Below are 14,944 nucleotides of genomic sequence, written 5' to 3' on the forward strand. Positions count from 1 at the left end.
TATTTCCTGTATTTAATATTCAAGTCATTTGGGTGAAACAATGCCGCTATTGTGCCTAAACCTGTTTGGCGAAGGAATAGCTTTTTGCAATTTCTACATTCAAGTGCTTAGGCTAGAGGCTGTTGATAATTCTTCTATGTTTGCGACATGAGAGATATATCTCGCAACGTTTTTTAGCCGATATAAAGCATGAGGCAGGAAATTAGTCATTCTAAATGACTGACTCATAACGCAATAGCAGCAAAAAATATGCTCGTTCCCTCAAGAACGCTATTTTTTTGCAGCGTCGCAGATTTTCAACACTCCGTTGCAGGTGGATACTTTTTTCGCTACATGCTGTTGTTTAGCATGCAAGCACACTATTCGCCTGAAATACAACATGAACAGTTCCACTTCATATTACACCCGTACCGCACAAGTTTTACATTGGCTCATGGCGATTATTTTTATTGCCGCATGGGCAATCGGTTTTTTTAGTGGCAACTTTTTAAGCTATGAAGCCGATGGCAGCTTCAAAGGTGATGTGATTACCCTGCATAAAAATGTCGCCACACCAATTATATTTTTATTGGTAATTCGTTTATTTTGGCGTTATACCCACCCTGCACCGCAACTGCCTAACAGCATGTCACCGTTGATGAAAACATTAGCGCATTTAGGGCATCTAGGGCTGTATTTTATGCTGATTGAGATTCCAATTACGGGCTGTTTGTTTAGCTGGAGTGCGCGTAAACCTGTGCCTGTGCTGTATTTATTTGAAATTCCAGCATTGGTGGATAAAAATCCTGAACTATTAGCGATTGTAAAACCTGTACATACTTATTTGTCTTGGTTTGCAGCGGCAATGGTGGTTGAGCATGTGCTTGCAGCACTTAAACATCACTTTATAGATAAAGACGATGTATTGCGTAGTATGACGCAGCAAGGTAAATAATTTGTTTAAAACTTGAATTGAACGCGATTCAAAACACTCGCCCACAAAAAAGCAGCTTAATTAAAGCTGCTTTTTTGTAGTCTAAGCTATCTAAATTCAGTTTAACTCACACCAATGCTTGAATTTGCTCAATCCATTTTTGCTTTTCTTCAGCCGAAATAAATGAAGCTTCAAAAGAATTAACCGCCAATTGTTTTAATTCAGCATTGCTTAAATCTAAAGCTTGGCTAATAGCAACAAAGTTATCATTCATATAACCACCAAAATAAGATGGATCATCTGAATTAACTGTCACTTTAACACCCTGCTGCAATAAACGGCGGATGTTGTGCTGTGCCATATCATCCACTACGCATAGCTTTAAATTACTCAATGGACAGACCGTGAGCGGCATTTTCTCTGCAATTAGACGTTGCATTAATACAGGATCTTCTTCAGAACGCACACCATGATCAATACGGTTTACTTTCAGTAAATCTAATGCTTCCCAAACATATTCGGCTGGCCCTTCTTCGCCTGCATGTGCCACGACTAAAAAGCCTGCTTCACGTGCTTTGGCAAAGACACGTTCAAACTTTGAAGGTGGATGTCCAACTTCGCTTGAGTCCAAACCCACTGCGATAATTTGATCTTTATAAGGCAAAGCCTGTTCAAGTGTGGCAAATGCTGCATCTTCGCTTAAATGACGCAAGAAACACATAATTAAATTTGAACTGATGCCTAATTTTGTTTGCGCATCATCACAAGCACGTTGTAAGCCATTAATCACGGTTGCAAATGCCACACCACGCTCGGTATGGGTTTGCGGATCAAAAAACATTTCGGTATGTACCACACGGTCTTCAACACATTTTTCAAAATATGCCCAAGCCAAATCGTAAAAATCTTGCTCATGCACCAACACTTGTGCGCCTGCATAATAAATATCTAAAAAAGACTGCAAGTTATGAAAGTTATAGGCTTGTTTGACTTCTTCTACGGACTGATAAGGGATGTCTATTTGGTTGCGCTGCGCAATGGCAAACATCAATTCAGGTTCAAAAGTACCTTCAATATGCACATGCAATTCTGCTTTAGGTAATGCACAGATTAGCTCAAGTTGATTCATGTTCTGTCCTTTTTGCTATTTTATGGGAGAATTTTAAAAAATTGATCAAAATAAAAAAGGGTGCAAACTGAGTTTACACCCCTTTTCAGTTTAAGAATATTAACCGCCAAACATGGCAAATTTTAATGCCCAAAGTGCAGCAATAATCCACACCATATAAGGTACAGACTTGGCTTTGCCAGTGAGTAGTTTAATCAGCGCATAGCTAATAAAGCCCATAGCGATGCCATCGGCAATAGAATAAGTAAATGGCATGAACACGACTGTTAAGAATGCAGGCACGGCTTCGGTGATGTCATCCCAATCAATATGCACAATGCCTTGAATCATCAACACACCCACAAATAACAAGGCAGGTGCAGTCGCAAAACCTGGTACCGATTGCGCAAGTGGTGCCAAGAACAAACAGGCAATAAACAACAAGCCAACAATCACTGCGGTTAAGCCTGTACGACCACCCGCTGCAACACCTGCAGATGATTCAATATACGGCGTTGTTGAAGATGTACCCAATGCCGCACCTGCAACAATTGCAGAAGAATCGGCAAAAAGTGCTTTTTTCAAACGGGGTAATTTACCATCTTGCAACAAGCCTGCACGGTGTGAAACACCCACTAAAGTACCTGTAGAGTCGAATAAATCGACTAAGAAAAATACGAAAATTACGCCAATTAAACTTGCTGTAAATAGACCTTCAAAGTCCATTTGCATAAAAGTAGGTGCAATAGATGGAATTTCACCAACCACACCTTTAAATTCGCTTAAACCTAAAGCTGTTGAAATCGCAGTCAGCACCAAAATACTGATGATAATTGCACCACGTACTTTAAAGTGATGCATTACTACAACCATTAAAAAGCCAAGTAGCGCTAACAGTACTGATGGTTGTTTTAAGTCACCCAAGCCCACCAAAGTCGCAGGATTATCAACAATAACACCAGCATTTTTAAGCGCGATTAAAGCTAGGAATAAACCAATACCACCGCCAATGGCTAGTTTTAATGACATGGGAATGGCATTAACAATGGCTTCACGGATTTTAAACATGCTAATGGCAATGAAAATAATCCCTGATACAAAAACTGCAGCCAAAGCCGTTTGCCAAGGCACACCCATGCCTAAACAAACCGAGTAAGTGAAATAGGCGTTTAGCCCCATGCCTGGTGCGAGTGCGATTGGGTAATTGGCAACAATTCCCATCACCAAGCAGCCAATAGCTGCGGCTAAACAGGTGGCGACAAAGACAGCTCCATGATCCATTCCTGTTTCAGATAAAATCATCGGATTGACAATAATGATGTAACACATGGTTAAGAATGTGGTTACACCCGCCAAAATCTCGGTACGGAATGTGGTCTTGTTTTCGCTTAATTTGAATAAGCGCTCAAGCATTCCCGCTGAGGATGGATTAGGAGTCGTCATGACCTAGCCCCTGTAAATAAACTGAATTTGCAGCATGACGCAATTTTAAGTCAGCACTTAAAAGCCTGTGTCAGTTGCGGCAATGGATTTGCCCAATGAGCATGTAAAATTACATGAAAAAGATAAACTTAATTCACAATCAAGCATTTGATTTTATCAAAATCAAAAATTCGGAATGCTAAATAAAAAAGCCGCATAAATTTTATGCAGCTTTGTTCATCCTTTTTTTACTTCAGTCACTCTCAAAAGTAATGCCTTTGAGTTGTGATGAAGCAGTTTCAATTGGCAAATTATACCATAGGGATTTTTTAAAAATTCTAGTTTTTTGAATTAAAGATAAAATTTTACGATAAAGTGAAGCACACAAAAGTGTGATGAATAAAGCAATTACCACACATTATGTTAGAAATTTCTACGCTTATTCTGTGACTTGCAAAATCTGTGGTGTAGCCGATTCTGTTTTTTCTAGCGATAAATTTGCAGATTCAGTCAAAACTTGGTTCAGTTCTGCCTGCTTTCGCGTTTCCTCTTCCAAGTAAACGAGATAACCTAATAAAACGACCAACACCACCAAAACTGGCACAAGAATGTGTTTCATGTCATTTACTTTTATTGAACAATTTTCATACATATTAGCAAAAATTATGCGCGGTGTAACTCTTAATACGCCCCAGTCAAAATTTGTGCTTCAGCGATCAAACTCAATCTATTACATTAAGCCATTGTATGAATGGTATTTTTAAAACGTTTCCAAGATACATAGAAAAATGTTGTTGCAATTGCGATTAACCATAGAAAGGAAGGCCAGACCACATCCAATCCTGCATTTCGGTATAAAATTGCTTGCGCCAATGTTACAAAATGCATTGTCGTTGCAATCAACATGATATTTTGAATAATTTCTGGCATGCTTTCTCGTGGTGTACTTGCCCCAGACAACATTTGCAAGGGAATCAGAATAAACATCATCAGCAAACCGAATTGCGGCATCGATTTAGACACGGTTGCCATATATATACCCATTGAGGTTGTTGCAAATAAGGTCAGCAAGGCTCCAAAGAAAAATAACAGCAAACTTCCTTCTATGGGTAGCTGTAATGCCCCCTGCACCACTACTTTTAAGCCTAAAAAAGCTGCTAAAAGCACCACAAGGCTCATCGATAAAACCTTTGCCAGCATAATTTCAAAAACCGTGACTAGCATAACCGTTAAATACTTAATGGTGCCATGTTCTCGCTCACGAATCAGTGCACAGATGAAATGTGGAAAGAGGCTTCAAAGCTCTAGTGCAAAATAAAAACCAATTAGTGCAAAATAAGCCGAAAACTTACATGTGTACACCACTGTGTACATATTTTTAAACTATAAGCGAATTTATGTATCTTTAAGAAAAGCAATAAAAAAGCCCTAAATCGTTATAATTCAGAGCTTTATTACTTATATGAAGTTATGTAACAACATATAATTTTAATGTATTGGTAGGCATATCCAGACTCGAACTGGAGACCTCTACGATGTCAATATTATGGCGAAGCATTTCTAATATTATGATTTCAAAATAAAAACATAATTTTTTTGATACCAAAAAACATGCTAAAAGTACGAAACTAGGACTAATAAAATCAGATAGTTATTGACCTATTCCCCGAAAGGTTTTTGGATGTCACGATCAACTTCCGTGCAACTTAAAAACGATTAATTTCGACCATAATATGGGTTTCTATTTCGCCTGGTTCAAACTTTTCACCGCCTCAAACGACGTATTAAAACCCACGGACTTATCGATTTTATGTGTCACTGAATCCACGATCCAATCCCCATCAATACCATCCCGGATTTCACTAATGGTCACTGGTGACTCGGCAGATATGTACGGATCACCTGGCAAAGTAATCGACAGTTTATCTTCATCCCTTTTGGATTTATCCAGTGCAGCTTGAGCAGCTGCTTTTGCACTGGCTGCATCAGCATAGGCATGACGTAAACGGCGCACCGGTTCGCCATCACCGAGTTTCACTTCATGCTTTTTCGCTTTGGCTTTCTCATGCCAGTAAGCAATGACTGTGCCTGTACTATCCCGTGAACTTCGTACCATGCTCCATTTCGACAACTGACAGCGTGTGAATGCCAGTGTTTCCATCTGGATTTCACCACGTTTCACAAACAGCAGTTTGGCACCGGCGGGCTTACAGATCGCATCGTAACGTTTGGCCAGACGGAACAGGAAAGACAGATCAGATTCATCCGACTGCGAAGTTTGCGGCAATTTCACCGCTTTCAATGAATCACTGACCATAAAATCTAGGTTGTGTTCTTTTGCAATCTTGCGTACAGCGGCTTCAATCGTTGTATCTTTTGCCCAAGTGCGACTCTTTTGTGTCTGCATGGATACCTGACCGTTTTTAGAAGATGTCTGAGCAGCTGCCCGGGCACGAATCACCATCTTTTCCGGTGGACCATCCAGCTCAATCTCATCAACAACATACTTTCCCATAGACACAAACGCATCATCATAGCCCATGAGTATTTCCATCTCTGCACCACGGGGCGGTATAGCAATCGGTGTGACTGGATCATCAATCAGACTAATCTCACAGGTATCAGATTCAATACCGGTCTGATCTGTCACTGAAATGTATTCAAACAGTTCTTCAATCACACTGCTGATGTCCGATCCATTTGCTACGACTCTAAAACAAGGCTTTAATCCCATAGTTTCACCTTGTTAGTTGTGACGACTGATGTGCTGTTCTCATCTGGCAATGTAATCATGATGCCCTGTGGCAACACTGCTGGTTGTTCTGCTAATGAGTAATTCGCATCCAGTATTTTTTCGACTACCAGGTTTCCAGTATGTCCATAATACTGATAGGCAATATAATCAACGGTATCGCCTTCTTTGGTGATGTAGCTTGCTGCCATTACAGTGAGTACCCCGTCGCATTCATGATGCCTTGCACCAGACCCAAATTCCCTGACTTCTCGCCATATTTGCGTAACGTGATGGTGAACTCCTGGCGGCGCGGAACACCGAGCGCGGCGAACTTGGATTGTCCCTCATCGATCTGGGTAATCACCCAGTAATCCAGAATCTTTCCGGTTCCAGAAATCAACAATCGCGGCTGACCCTTGCTGGCCATTTCACGCAAGGCATTCAGCTGTCCGGTTCCACCTTTGTACTCTGGAAATATCACTCCAGTTAAGGTTTGCGTATCTTGCCCAGGTCCCAAAAACTGAAGGTTATCCCAACCGCCAAACACTGGCTGTTCACCCCACTGGTACTGTGTGCTGCGGTTAAGCTCCTGATATGCTGCGGTATAAATAGCAAACTTGAAATAACCAAGACGCATCATGGTTAAAAATGAGCCGTAAATTTGACCTTTCATTATTGAGCATACCCCCAATCAACCATTGAACTACGTTGTTGCACCCCTTGCGCCTGCTTTTGCTTGCGCATGACAGCATCGGCAATTTGATCCGGGCTTTGCCCAGGTGCGGCATTAATTGTGAATGATGGTGCAAATGAATTGCTTTGATTGCCCATAAAGGATTGCGCACCACGAACCTGTGGTGGTTTTTGTACTGGGCGTGCCACCGCTGCCGGCGGTGCTGATGATCCACCACCCACAAGGTTTTTAACCGCCGAAACTGCGCCACCGACCATCTGACCTACGCGTGAATTGGCAACGGTCTGCACCACGCCAATTACCTTACCGGCATTATTCATGATCCAAGTAAACAGATTGACCACACCGCGCAACGGCGTAAGCACTAGATTAATCGCACGCCCGACAAATTCACCAAAGGCCACACCTGCATTAGTGGCCCCCTCAATTTGTTCTTTACTGGCGTTCACCGGTGCCAATAGTTGGGTAAACCAGGTGAATACTGTAGATACAGCCGAGCTGACCAAATCCCATGCCTTACCCAGCAAAGGGACAGTCGCAACCAGGCCGACCACCGCCTGTTTAAACGGCGCAATGCCTTGCTGTAGTCCCGTCCAGAATCCAGAAAAGAACGCCTTGATGTGGTCCCAGTATTTGTAAATCATCAGACCCGCAGCGACGGCGGCAGCGGCTGCAATCCCCCACGGGGTTCGCATCAACGCAAATCCAACCTGCTTGATAATCGGAATAAATTTAGCAAAGGAAACTTTCGACAACATCATGCTTGTTTGTAATCGAGTAAATGTACCCACTACACCCAAAATTGGAGACTTCACAGCAACCATCGCTAGGCGTGCTACTAAGAAAGCCACTTTAAAAGCAGTCAACCCTGCCACTGTTAAGGCAATACCTCCAACTAAACGCGGATTCGCTGAAATAAACGTAGCAAACCCATCAATCACTGGTGTAATTGCGTTTGCAAGCTTGTTCACAACAGGCTCAAGTGAATCACCAATTATAATTTTCAGCCGACCAAAGGCAGCAACCATACTGCTCAGACCTGCTTTGGTTGTACCCCCCATTTTGGCAAAGTCATCATCAATAACATCACCACCCGCACTTAATGCCGAATTTTTAACGCGCTCATATTCTTCCCAGTTTTGAATCATCGGACGGACAAAGTTTTGTACCTGCATGTCGCCAAACAACTCACCAAGTAACTTCTGATCCCCGCCATTTGTCATCTTCATAACATCACGCATCGCCACTTCAAACGGGTTTTCCCCCTTGCGCTGCGCTTCGGTAATGTTTGCATATAAGTCAACGCCAAACTTATTGGCTTTTTTCAGCGTATCTGGTGATAAAATCTTTGCCATGAAGTTTTTCATGTTGTTTGCCGCTTCAGATTCATCACCTGCACCTTTACGAGCAATTTGCAATGCTGCACCCATGGTAGCGGCTGCTTCACTGCCTTCCATTTTTAGAGCTTTAAACGATGCGCCAAGAGTTGGTAGATATTGAGCCATCGCCTTAAACTCAAAGTTACCCTCTTTACCAGCCTGCACCAAAATACCTAAGTTATCCTTCATTGCACTTGGTGCAACTCCAAGTGTGTCGTTCAAAGTGAAGGCTGCTTTTGACACATCCTCAATTGCTGCACCTGCTGCAACAGCAGCCATACCGACAGGACGAAGCATTTTAGTTGCCACATCCTCATTCATACCTGCAGCAATCAAAAAACCTTGTGAAGTCTGAACATCCTGGACGGTTGCACCCAAAAACTTAGATGTTTCCATGATTTCATTCTTCATGGCTTTGATTTGCTCATTTGTCATATTGGCAGTGTTGCCAATCATCTGCATGTTGTAATTAAATTCTGATGATGCAGATACGGTGGTATAAAGTGATGCACCAACCGCCACAGCTTGTGCCACTGTAGAGCCAATTTGACCTTTTAATTCTTGTGCTTTTTCTTGGTTCTTAAGTCGCGCATGTTCAATTTTATTAAGTTTTTCTTGTGCGCGCGTTAAACGATTCAATTCATCAGTAACACTAGAGTACCGTGCACGCAAATTATCCACATCCTTGCCCATGGCGCCGAATGTTTTAATTGCATTACCCAACTGGCGTTGATTATTTTTGACTTTGGTAATTTCACTGCCGATTTTTGACAGCTGGCTGGTGGTTGAGCCGACGGCAGAGCGCAATGTGCCCGATACTGCACCACCAATTTCAATCACCGCATTTAAACGCTTGTTTGCCATTTCAATCACACGAGTTTAATTCATGTAATTATTCTGCTGAGCGCGGCACTATTTATCATTATTCAGTTTTTCAAAGTAGAAAAGCAGCCATTACGGCTGCCATCTTATTCTTTGGGCAAATCCTCGCACCACCACAGCAACTGCGAAATTTTTAAAACTTTAATTTCTGACAGAGGCCATGATGTGTATGAAGCCAAACCCAGCACAAAAGCACGGATGTCTTTTGTACTTATGATGTAAAAAGTTTGAATGCTTCCTGCATGCGGCTGTAGTTTTTCAACGTCATACCTTTAATATGCTCTGGTGCTACGTCACACAGGTTTGCCAGCAGGTTGATTTCCTGCTGAGCCGCACCTTGCCCTTTGCTCTGCAATTCTGCTGCCAGTATGTCTTGAACAGTCGGTTCACGCATGGTTAAAACCGAAACCTTGGCACCGTCAATATCCACTGCTTTGCCGAGGGTAACTTGATAATCACCTTCAGCCGTTTCTGTAATGTATTCTGGTAGTTGTTGCGTCATTTTTTACATTCCCAATGCTGAACGGATATCTGAAAGAACGTCTTTACCATTGATGATCGAAACCATGTTGATCACGTCGATTTCATGGACCACAGCACCATTGATGGTCTTTTTGTAATAGGTTAAAGACAGGTCATATTTGTCTTTTGGCACTTCACCAGCTTTTGCGCCACCCTGGGCAATCTTGATGATTTTGCCAGTCAGGTTATGCACGATGCTGCCCACCGTACCATCAAAATCTTCCATGGCTTCACGCACAGTAAACTTCACCTGCGCACCTTCACGCACGCTGAATAAAGACATCACATCTTTACTGGCTGAGCTTAACGTAAAGTCGGCAACCAGCTTTTCCAAACCGGTGGTCAGGTCAATCGGTGCATCCATACCGCCAGCACGGTATTCTTCAGTCTGCAGGCTGAGTTCTGGAAAATTGAATTCATCAGTTTGCCCGGCATAACCACGACCATCTACAAACAGGTTGAAATTCTTGCGAATATTCTTTGCTACGCTCATGCTTTATGCCCTCTTACGCAAAAATATCTTTGATGTAGTCATCCACCAAATGCGAGCGGAAAATAATATGCTCGGCTGGATAAACTGGCGTGAAGTCAAAGTCAAAATAGACTTTACCTGATTTAATGACCAATGCTGAATTCAGTTGTGGATCTGCCCAACATTGACCACCCAAGATGGCCCCGATGTTTTTCAGATAGCGCAGGTATTCATTGACACCTTCCACGACATCATTCACATAGTTTTTGGTGATGCCACGATCCACCGCCCATAAATGCGCTGCTTTTAATGATTCGTCGATCATGTCAGCGGTACGTACCACACACAGGAATTGCCATTTCGGATCACTGGACAATGTCCGGTTACCCCATAAACGATAGCCGTTTTGACGGATGATGGTGGTGACATTTTTTTCATTCAGCAAATTGGCGCGACAGTTCGCATCACCCATCTGGAAATCAATCGCACGTGCTGTACCGACAATACCATTAATCTCCTGATTCGATGGAGACCACCACCAGCCACGATCATTGTCTGACTTGGCAATCAGACCGGCAACATGAGCACTGGCCCAAGAGGTCGCAATCGCGCCTGTAACATCAATTTTCATGGCTTTTGGATCAACCAGGAACACACGTTTGGAACCGAAATCACCAGAATACGCGATTGCATCGGCATCATTGGTATTCGGGCCATCGGCAATAATTACAGATTTTAAACGTTCAGCAATGCCAATCATTTCCGCCACTACGGCGTTACCCACGGTGCCGACGGTGACGCTGAATGTCGCACCGGTTCCTGCACCCGCTCCGGCTGGAAGTGCCAAGGTCGGTGCAACGGTATAACCACTACCCGGATTCACAATTGATGTGCTGGTGACGATGCCACCCACGACGGTTGCCGTGATCACAGCACCCGTTCCGGCACCGGTCACGGTCAGGTTATAAGTGCCATCGGTATAACCCGTACCACCAGCAGTCACGCCAGCAGTCAACACGCCACCTGAAGTACGGGTTTGGGTAAAGCCTGGTGCAAGCAGAATTTTTGGTACAAAACCGAGCATGTTTTCTGCTGCAAGGAATGCATGTGCGCCTTCATACTGGCCTGTCACCGCATCTACACCACCCAAGATATTGGCCAGTGTTTCGGTATCTGTCAGACCTTGCTCGACACGGATCACCACCACCACGGCGCCGATCTGGTCAAAGATTGAATCAATCGCGTCTGGTAATGTACCGGTTGTACCGAGTTTGGCGGCTTCAAGTCGTGATCCGGCAATGAGTACCGGCGTGTTTAAAGGGAATGTAGTTTCGTCTGCGAGTGGTGCTGTACCAATCAAACCGATGGTTGAGCTGCGTACTGTCGTGATCGGGCGTAAGCCATCATCGACAGTGACGTTCTCAATACCGTGAAGGAATTTGTCTGCCATGTGTGAATCCACAATCTTGCTCTGATTTTGGATTCATTTTTGAGGATTTATGACGGTTTTTCATTATTCAGTTTTTCATGCTGAATGGTGTATAAATCAGAATTTACTCGTGAAACTCTGAGGGTAAATGCTTGCGCTTCACTTCCGACAAATAAGATTGGTAACAGTGATTTTTTTGAAAGAAAAATACTAAAAAGAATAGATCAATATATTTTCTTGCATGCTTCCAGAAGCGGTTTTTGTGCTGTCGTCGATGTGCACGGCTGGATAATGTTTCATCCGCCATGCCGTTACAAAAAGCATTCAGTAATTGATCAATAGCAATCAACACCTGTTCTATCTTCATAGCGTCAAAGCCTGCTGCCACATTTGATCCACTTGTTCATCTGTCCAATCAAGCAGTGCAATCATGACTTCAACTGTTGGGCTAGTTCGGATGACTTTATCCGTGCTGTCGAATTCGACTTTGGCCCGTGGGTTTGTAGCCAGCAAAGCATCGACTTCATCTTTCAATCCTGCATCATAGAGATAAAGATTGAACTGGCGTTTGGTTAATGGTGGTACTGATGCAAGGTAAGCCGCACGTTTTTCAGCATCCGTACGCTGATCTATCCATGCTGTGCCATTCCACATGTGGAATTTATCAGGTCGTGGTGGAGATGCAGTTAAGTCAGCAAAGATGATGCAGCCAAGATTAATCTTGCCTAGTAGTTCGTAATGCTGCTCGCTTGTAACTTCAATTAAATCCTCCGGTAGATCAGGATATTTTAATTCAAGATCATAAAATGTTTGGTTTTTTGGGCTAAATTTGATCATTTTAATATCCTATGGCAAACAGTGATCCAGTAAATTTTTCTGTGCCGGCACTGTTGCTGCCGATAATCCGAACAGCTTTAAGAACCGCACTCGAATTAGTTGTTGAATCTAAAGCAACATTACACTCATTACCCTCCGTACCAATCCCGAAATTATTATTTGTATTAAATACATGAAAAACACCGTTTGGGAATGCAACTGGAAAGGTAAATGTAGCAGTTACGTGTGATCCAGCCGTTGATGCAACTGATGGGAAATTTACTTTTCCCCACTGGAATATCAAAGCATTGGGTAATTTTTGATAGCCGTTTTCTGTTTTTGATGATTCAAACATCCCTAAAAGCAACTTTCCTTGCTCAGCCGTTAATGCTTTATCTGTTCCACCAGTGATCAAATCATTGACTAGTTGAACAATACCCGCCTGCGTAATTGAAGCTTTTTTCAATTCAGCATCTGGTACATAACCATCCATTCCGAGGCTAGCAGCACCACCGGCAAGTCCGACTTCGCTTGCATCAAGTTTATTATCTTGAAGAACTTTACCCTGTGCTGCAGATAACGGCTTTGTCGAATCATTAGTAATCAGGTTATCTACAATCGTATCTTGAGTGACGTATATCAGTGAGCTATCCAGCGTAATATTTGCAATGCTGCTGTCTACAATATTGATCGCAAACTTCAGCTTGTATTCACGATTGCCATCTGTAGACGCTTCTTTAAAAATCGGTGCTACAGATCCATCACTGATCAAAACAGTCGTATCCGCAATCAATCCGACTTCACGAATATAAAAGCCACCAACATCACTTGGAATAATCGCTTCCACAATTAAGCGATTAGCAATCGTTGGATGCAAATAATAGTTGGATGGTGCAACGCTGTAGACTTGATTGACCAGTGCTGTACGGCTCTTATCTGGTGTCGGCACGCTACCGTTACCATCGCCAAACACCACATGAGTAATATTGAGCTTAGTCGCTGTTGCAATGGCATTTGCAATCTTTGCATCACCATTGTTGGTTGTGACGTTATAAAATTGAGATGCCATGTTTATGGTCCTGGATTACATTCAAAGATAATGGAGTCCTGCATGGCAATAATGTTGCCCATATTCAGCACAGGATTGGATGTGATATTGACGGATGAAATACGGCGGCTGGCCGGCTTGGTTTCATCAATCAAACGGTTTACTTCTTTATAGGTTTCTTCGGTTAGTTCTTTACCGACCAGATCCAGCTCTAAATAAAATGTCCCAGGGATACCCACCGGATTGGTCTGCCACCACTCCACCAGTTTCACCACATAACCAAAGGGTTCTAGTGCTGTCTTGATGGCGTACGGCGTGCCTTTTTTACGATGCTGATCAAAAGCCAGTTTTAAGCGGCTACGTTTTAATGAGGGCATCCAGTCAAAACGCCAGTAATCCACTGACAATTGAACAGCCAGGAAATCAAGAAAGACATCCGGAATACTGTCCACATTGATCATGCTATTTAAACGACGCTCAAGATTGGTCTCTGCACTTTTTGCAGTTTCCAGCTTGTATTCAAGCTCTGTCGAATTGGGCGGTAATAACGTCGTCATATCTAATAGACCGCTACAGTGACAGTAACGCCAGTGCAATAACCGGCCTGTGTCTGATCAATCACAACGTCCGCTGCTGGTGTAGTGATTTCAACGTGTTCAATCCCATCCACGTGCAATGCTTTAAAAATTGCTGAACGGCGGATTGAACGGCCAATACGTTGCTGATCCTCAACATAAGCAGCCAGGTTCGCCTGGGCCTGCTCTAATACACTTGCCGCCTGAGCAGTTTGTTCCGCATAAATCGTGGCGGAAATGCTGTAATTCACTGCAGTCACACTGTGCACGACAGCTTTGTCACAGCACGGACGTACCGTTTCATCATCCAAAGCAGCCTGCACAATGCTAATCAACTCTGCTGATGCTTCACCATTGGTCGTATCATTTTGCAGAACATAAATATCGACATAGAAAAGTGTTCGGATTAAATCGATCAATTGCTGCTGCGTCAGATTCTCCAGCACAATATTAGCCAGATCTACCTGGGGGGATACCACGGACACATCACCAACACGACCGTCGGCAGATTGCGCATAAAACTCATATGCGGATGTAGGACCGGCAACACTTAAACCATCCATTGCCAAAATATAGCGGTAACGCAGATCATCATCGCTTTCCATCACGGCGGCCGTGGTTTCTGTAGCCGGCGTAATGGTTAAACGCTTTAAGCCACGGTCAGCAACCAGATTATCCAGATTGCCTCCATTGGAATACAGTACCAACAGTGATTTTACGTCTGTATTTCTTTGCTGCCGGAATAACAGCTCACGATAAGCGCTTTCTTCAAGCAGCTTAACGACAGGTTCAGATTCGTAAGTCAGTGTTTCGGCCATTGCAGCTTTTGCAGCTGCATCGGTGTATAGAGCAAGAAAAGCAGCTTTCCGCTGCGCAAAGATCGTTTCAAAACTCAGTTCTTCAATGAGTTCTGGCGCTGCAATCGTGCTGAAATCCGCTAAGCTCATATA

16 protein-coding genes and 1 pseudogene are annotated in these 14,944 nt (G+C 43.2%); 1 reads left to right on the forward strand and 16 read right to left on the reverse strand.

Features of this window, described 5'->3' with window-relative positions; all coding sequences use genetic code 11:
- Positions 1-379: 379 nt before the first annotated feature.
- Positions 380-934 carry a cytochrome b gene (locus FTV52_RS02960; RefSeq protein ID WP_179989770.1) on the forward strand — a complete coding sequence of 185 codons (555 nt, stop codon included), beginning with the start codon at positions 380-382 and terminating at the stop codon, positions 932-934.
- A gap of 106 nt (positions 935-1,040) precedes the next feature.
- Here the strand turns inward: FTV52_RS02960 and FTV52_RS02965 are convergent, their stop codons facing one another.
- The 16 genes and pseudogenes from FTV52_RS02965 to FTV52_RS03040 all read right to left on the reverse strand — a co-directional run bounded on the left by FTV52_RS02965 (position 1,041) and on the right by FTV52_RS03040 (position 14,941).
- On the reverse strand, positions 1,041-2,042 hold the full coding sequence (locus FTV52_RS02965; RefSeq protein WP_179989772.1) for an adenosine deaminase: 1,002 nt from the start codon (positions 2,040-2,042) through the stop codon (positions 1,041-1,043).
- Between the two features lie 99 nt (positions 2,043-2,141).
- On the reverse strand, positions 2,142-3,464 hold the full coding sequence (locus FTV52_RS02970) for an NCS2 family permease (RefSeq protein ID WP_096901065.1): 1,323 nt from the start codon (positions 3,462-3,464) through the stop codon (positions 2,142-2,144).
- Between the two features lie 418 nt (positions 3,465-3,882).
- Positions 3,883-4,062 (reverse strand): hypothetical protein, encoded by a 180-nt coding sequence (locus tag FTV52_RS02975; protein WP_179989774.1) that lies wholly within the window; start codon positions 4,060-4,062, stop codon positions 3,883-3,885.
- 116 nt (positions 4,063-4,178) lie between these two features.
- A pseudogene (locus tag FTV52_RS02980) lies at positions 4,179-4,715 on the reverse strand (ABC transporter permease); the annotation flags it as partial.
- A 469-nt stretch (positions 4,716-5,184) separates the two neighbouring features.
- On the reverse strand, positions 5,185-6,123 hold the full coding sequence (locus FTV52_RS02985) for a contractile injection system protein, VgrG/Pvc8 family (protein WP_218950433.1): 939 nt from the start codon (positions 6,121-6,123) through the stop codon (positions 5,185-5,187).
- Positions 6,124-6,167: 44 nt separating this feature from the next.
- Entirely contained in the window at positions 6,168-6,386 is a 219-nt protein-coding gene (locus FTV52_RS02990) for a tail protein X (RefSeq protein WP_179989778.1), read from the reverse strand.
- A complete protein-coding gene (locus FTV52_RS02995) occupies positions 6,386-6,850 on the reverse strand; it encodes a phage tail protein (protein WP_179989780.1) in 465 nt (154 codons plus the stop codon). The genes FTV52_RS02990 and FTV52_RS02995 overlap by 1 nt, the downstream gene beginning before the upstream one ends.
- On the reverse strand, positions 6,850-9,114 hold the full coding sequence (locus FTV52_RS03000) for a phage tail tape measure protein (RefSeq protein ID WP_179989782.1): 2,265 nt from the start codon (positions 9,112-9,114) through the stop codon (positions 6,850-6,852). The genes FTV52_RS02995 and FTV52_RS03000 overlap by 1 nt, the downstream gene beginning before the upstream one ends.
- Before the next feature lie 229 nt (positions 9,115-9,343).
- Positions 9,344-9,634, reverse strand: a complete 291-nt coding sequence (locus tag FTV52_RS03005) for a phage tail assembly protein (protein ID WP_179989784.1) — start codon at positions 9,632-9,634, stop codon at positions 9,344-9,346.
- Between the two features lie 3 nt (positions 9,635-9,637).
- On the reverse strand, positions 9,638-10,147 hold the full coding sequence (locus FTV52_RS03010; RefSeq protein ID WP_179989786.1) for a phage major tail tube protein: 510 nt from the start codon (positions 10,145-10,147) through the stop codon (positions 9,638-9,640).
- 13 nt (positions 10,148-10,160) lie between these two features.
- Positions 10,161-11,576 carry a phage tail sheath C-terminal domain-containing protein gene (locus FTV52_RS03015; protein ID WP_179989788.1) on the reverse strand — a complete coding sequence of 472 codons (1,416 nt, stop codon included), beginning with the start codon at positions 11,574-11,576 and terminating at the stop codon, positions 10,161-10,163.
- A gap of 103 nt (positions 11,577-11,679) precedes the next feature.
- Positions 11,680-11,943 carry a hypothetical protein gene (locus tag FTV52_RS03020; RefSeq protein ID WP_218950434.1) on the reverse strand — a complete coding sequence of 88 codons (264 nt, stop codon included), beginning with the start codon at positions 11,941-11,943 and terminating at the stop codon, positions 11,680-11,682.
- Positions 11,919-12,392, reverse strand: a complete 474-nt coding sequence (locus tag FTV52_RS03025; RefSeq protein ID WP_179989790.1) for a hypothetical protein — start codon at positions 12,390-12,392, stop codon at positions 11,919-11,921. The genes FTV52_RS03020 and FTV52_RS03025 overlap by 25 nt, the downstream gene beginning before the upstream one ends.
- A 1-nt stretch (position 12,393) precedes the next feature.
- A complete protein-coding gene (locus FTV52_RS03030) occupies positions 12,394-13,440 on the reverse strand; it encodes a phage tail protein (RefSeq protein ID WP_179989792.1) in 1,047 nt (348 codons plus the stop codon).
- 2 nt (positions 13,441-13,442) lie between these two features.
- Positions 13,443-13,976: a phage tail protein I gene (locus FTV52_RS03035; RefSeq protein ID WP_179989794.1), complete on the reverse strand. Its 534-nt coding sequence runs from the start codon at positions 13,974-13,976 to the stop codon at positions 13,443-13,445.
- Between the two features lie 2 nt (positions 13,977-13,978).
- Positions 13,979-14,941 carry a baseplate J/gp47 family protein gene (locus tag FTV52_RS03040; RefSeq protein ID WP_179989796.1) on the reverse strand — a complete coding sequence of 321 codons (963 nt, stop codon included), beginning with the start codon at positions 14,939-14,941 and terminating at the stop codon, positions 13,979-13,981.
- Between the last annotated feature and the right edge of the window lie 3 nt (positions 14,942-14,944).

Origin of the sequence: Acinetobacter sp. YH1901141, assembly GCF_013416935.1 — a bacterium.
Lineage (GTDB): Bacteria > Pseudomonadota > Gammaproteobacteria > Pseudomonadales > Moraxellaceae > Acinetobacter > Acinetobacter towneri.

Excerpts from the sequence above, each read along its gene's own strand:
- FTV52_RS02960 (WP_179989770.1), top strand. The coding sequence starts at position 380 with ATGAACAGTTCCACTTCATATTACACCCGTACCGCACAAGTTTTACAT.
- FTV52_RS02965 (WP_179989772.1), bottom strand. The coding sequence starts at position 2,042 with ATGAATCAACTTGAGCTAATCTGTGCATTACCTAAAGCAGAATTGCAT.
- FTV52_RS02970 (WP_096901065.1), bottom strand. The coding sequence starts at position 3,464 with ATGACGACTCCTAATCCATCCTCAGCGGGAATGCTTGAGCGCTTATTC.
- FTV52_RS02975 (WP_179989774.1), bottom strand. The coding sequence starts at position 4,062 with ATGAAACACATTCTTGTGCCAGTTTTGGTGGTGTTGGTCGTTTTATTA.
- FTV52_RS02990 (WP_179989778.1), bottom strand. The coding sequence starts at position 6,386 with ATGGCAGCAAGCTACATCACCAAAGAAGGCGATACCGTTGATTATATT.
- FTV52_RS02995 (WP_179989780.1), bottom strand. The coding sequence starts at position 6,850 with ATGAAAGGTCAAATTTACGGCTCATTTTTAACCATGATGCGTCTTGGT.
- FTV52_RS03000 (WP_179989782.1), bottom strand. The coding sequence starts at position 9,114 with ATGGCAAACAAGCGTTTAAATGCGGTGATTGAAATTGGTGGTGCAGTA.
- FTV52_RS03005 (WP_179989784.1), bottom strand. The coding sequence starts at position 9,634 with ATGACGCAACAACTACCAGAATACATTACAGAAACGGCTGAAGGTGAT.
- FTV52_RS03010 (WP_179989786.1), bottom strand. The coding sequence starts at position 10,147 with ATGAGCGTAGCAAAGAATATTCGCAAGAATTTCAACCTGTTTGTAGAT.
- FTV52_RS03015 (WP_179989788.1), bottom strand. The coding sequence starts at position 11,576 with ATGGCAGACAAATTCCTTCACGGTATTGAGAACGTCACTGTCGATGAT.
- FTV52_RS03025 (WP_179989790.1), bottom strand. The coding sequence starts at position 12,392 with ATGATCAAATTTAGCCCAAAAAACCAAACATTTTATGATCTTGAATTA.
- FTV52_RS03030 (WP_179989792.1), bottom strand. The coding sequence starts at position 13,440 with ATGGCATCTCAATTTTATAACGTCACAACCAACAATGGTGATGCAAAG.
- FTV52_RS03035 (WP_179989794.1), bottom strand. The coding sequence starts at position 13,976 with ATGACGACGTTATTACCGCCCAATTCGACAGAGCTTGAATACAAGCTG.
- FTV52_RS03040 (WP_179989796.1), bottom strand. The coding sequence starts at position 14,941 with ATGAGCTTAGCGGATTTCAGCACGATTGCAGCGCCAGAACTCATTGAA.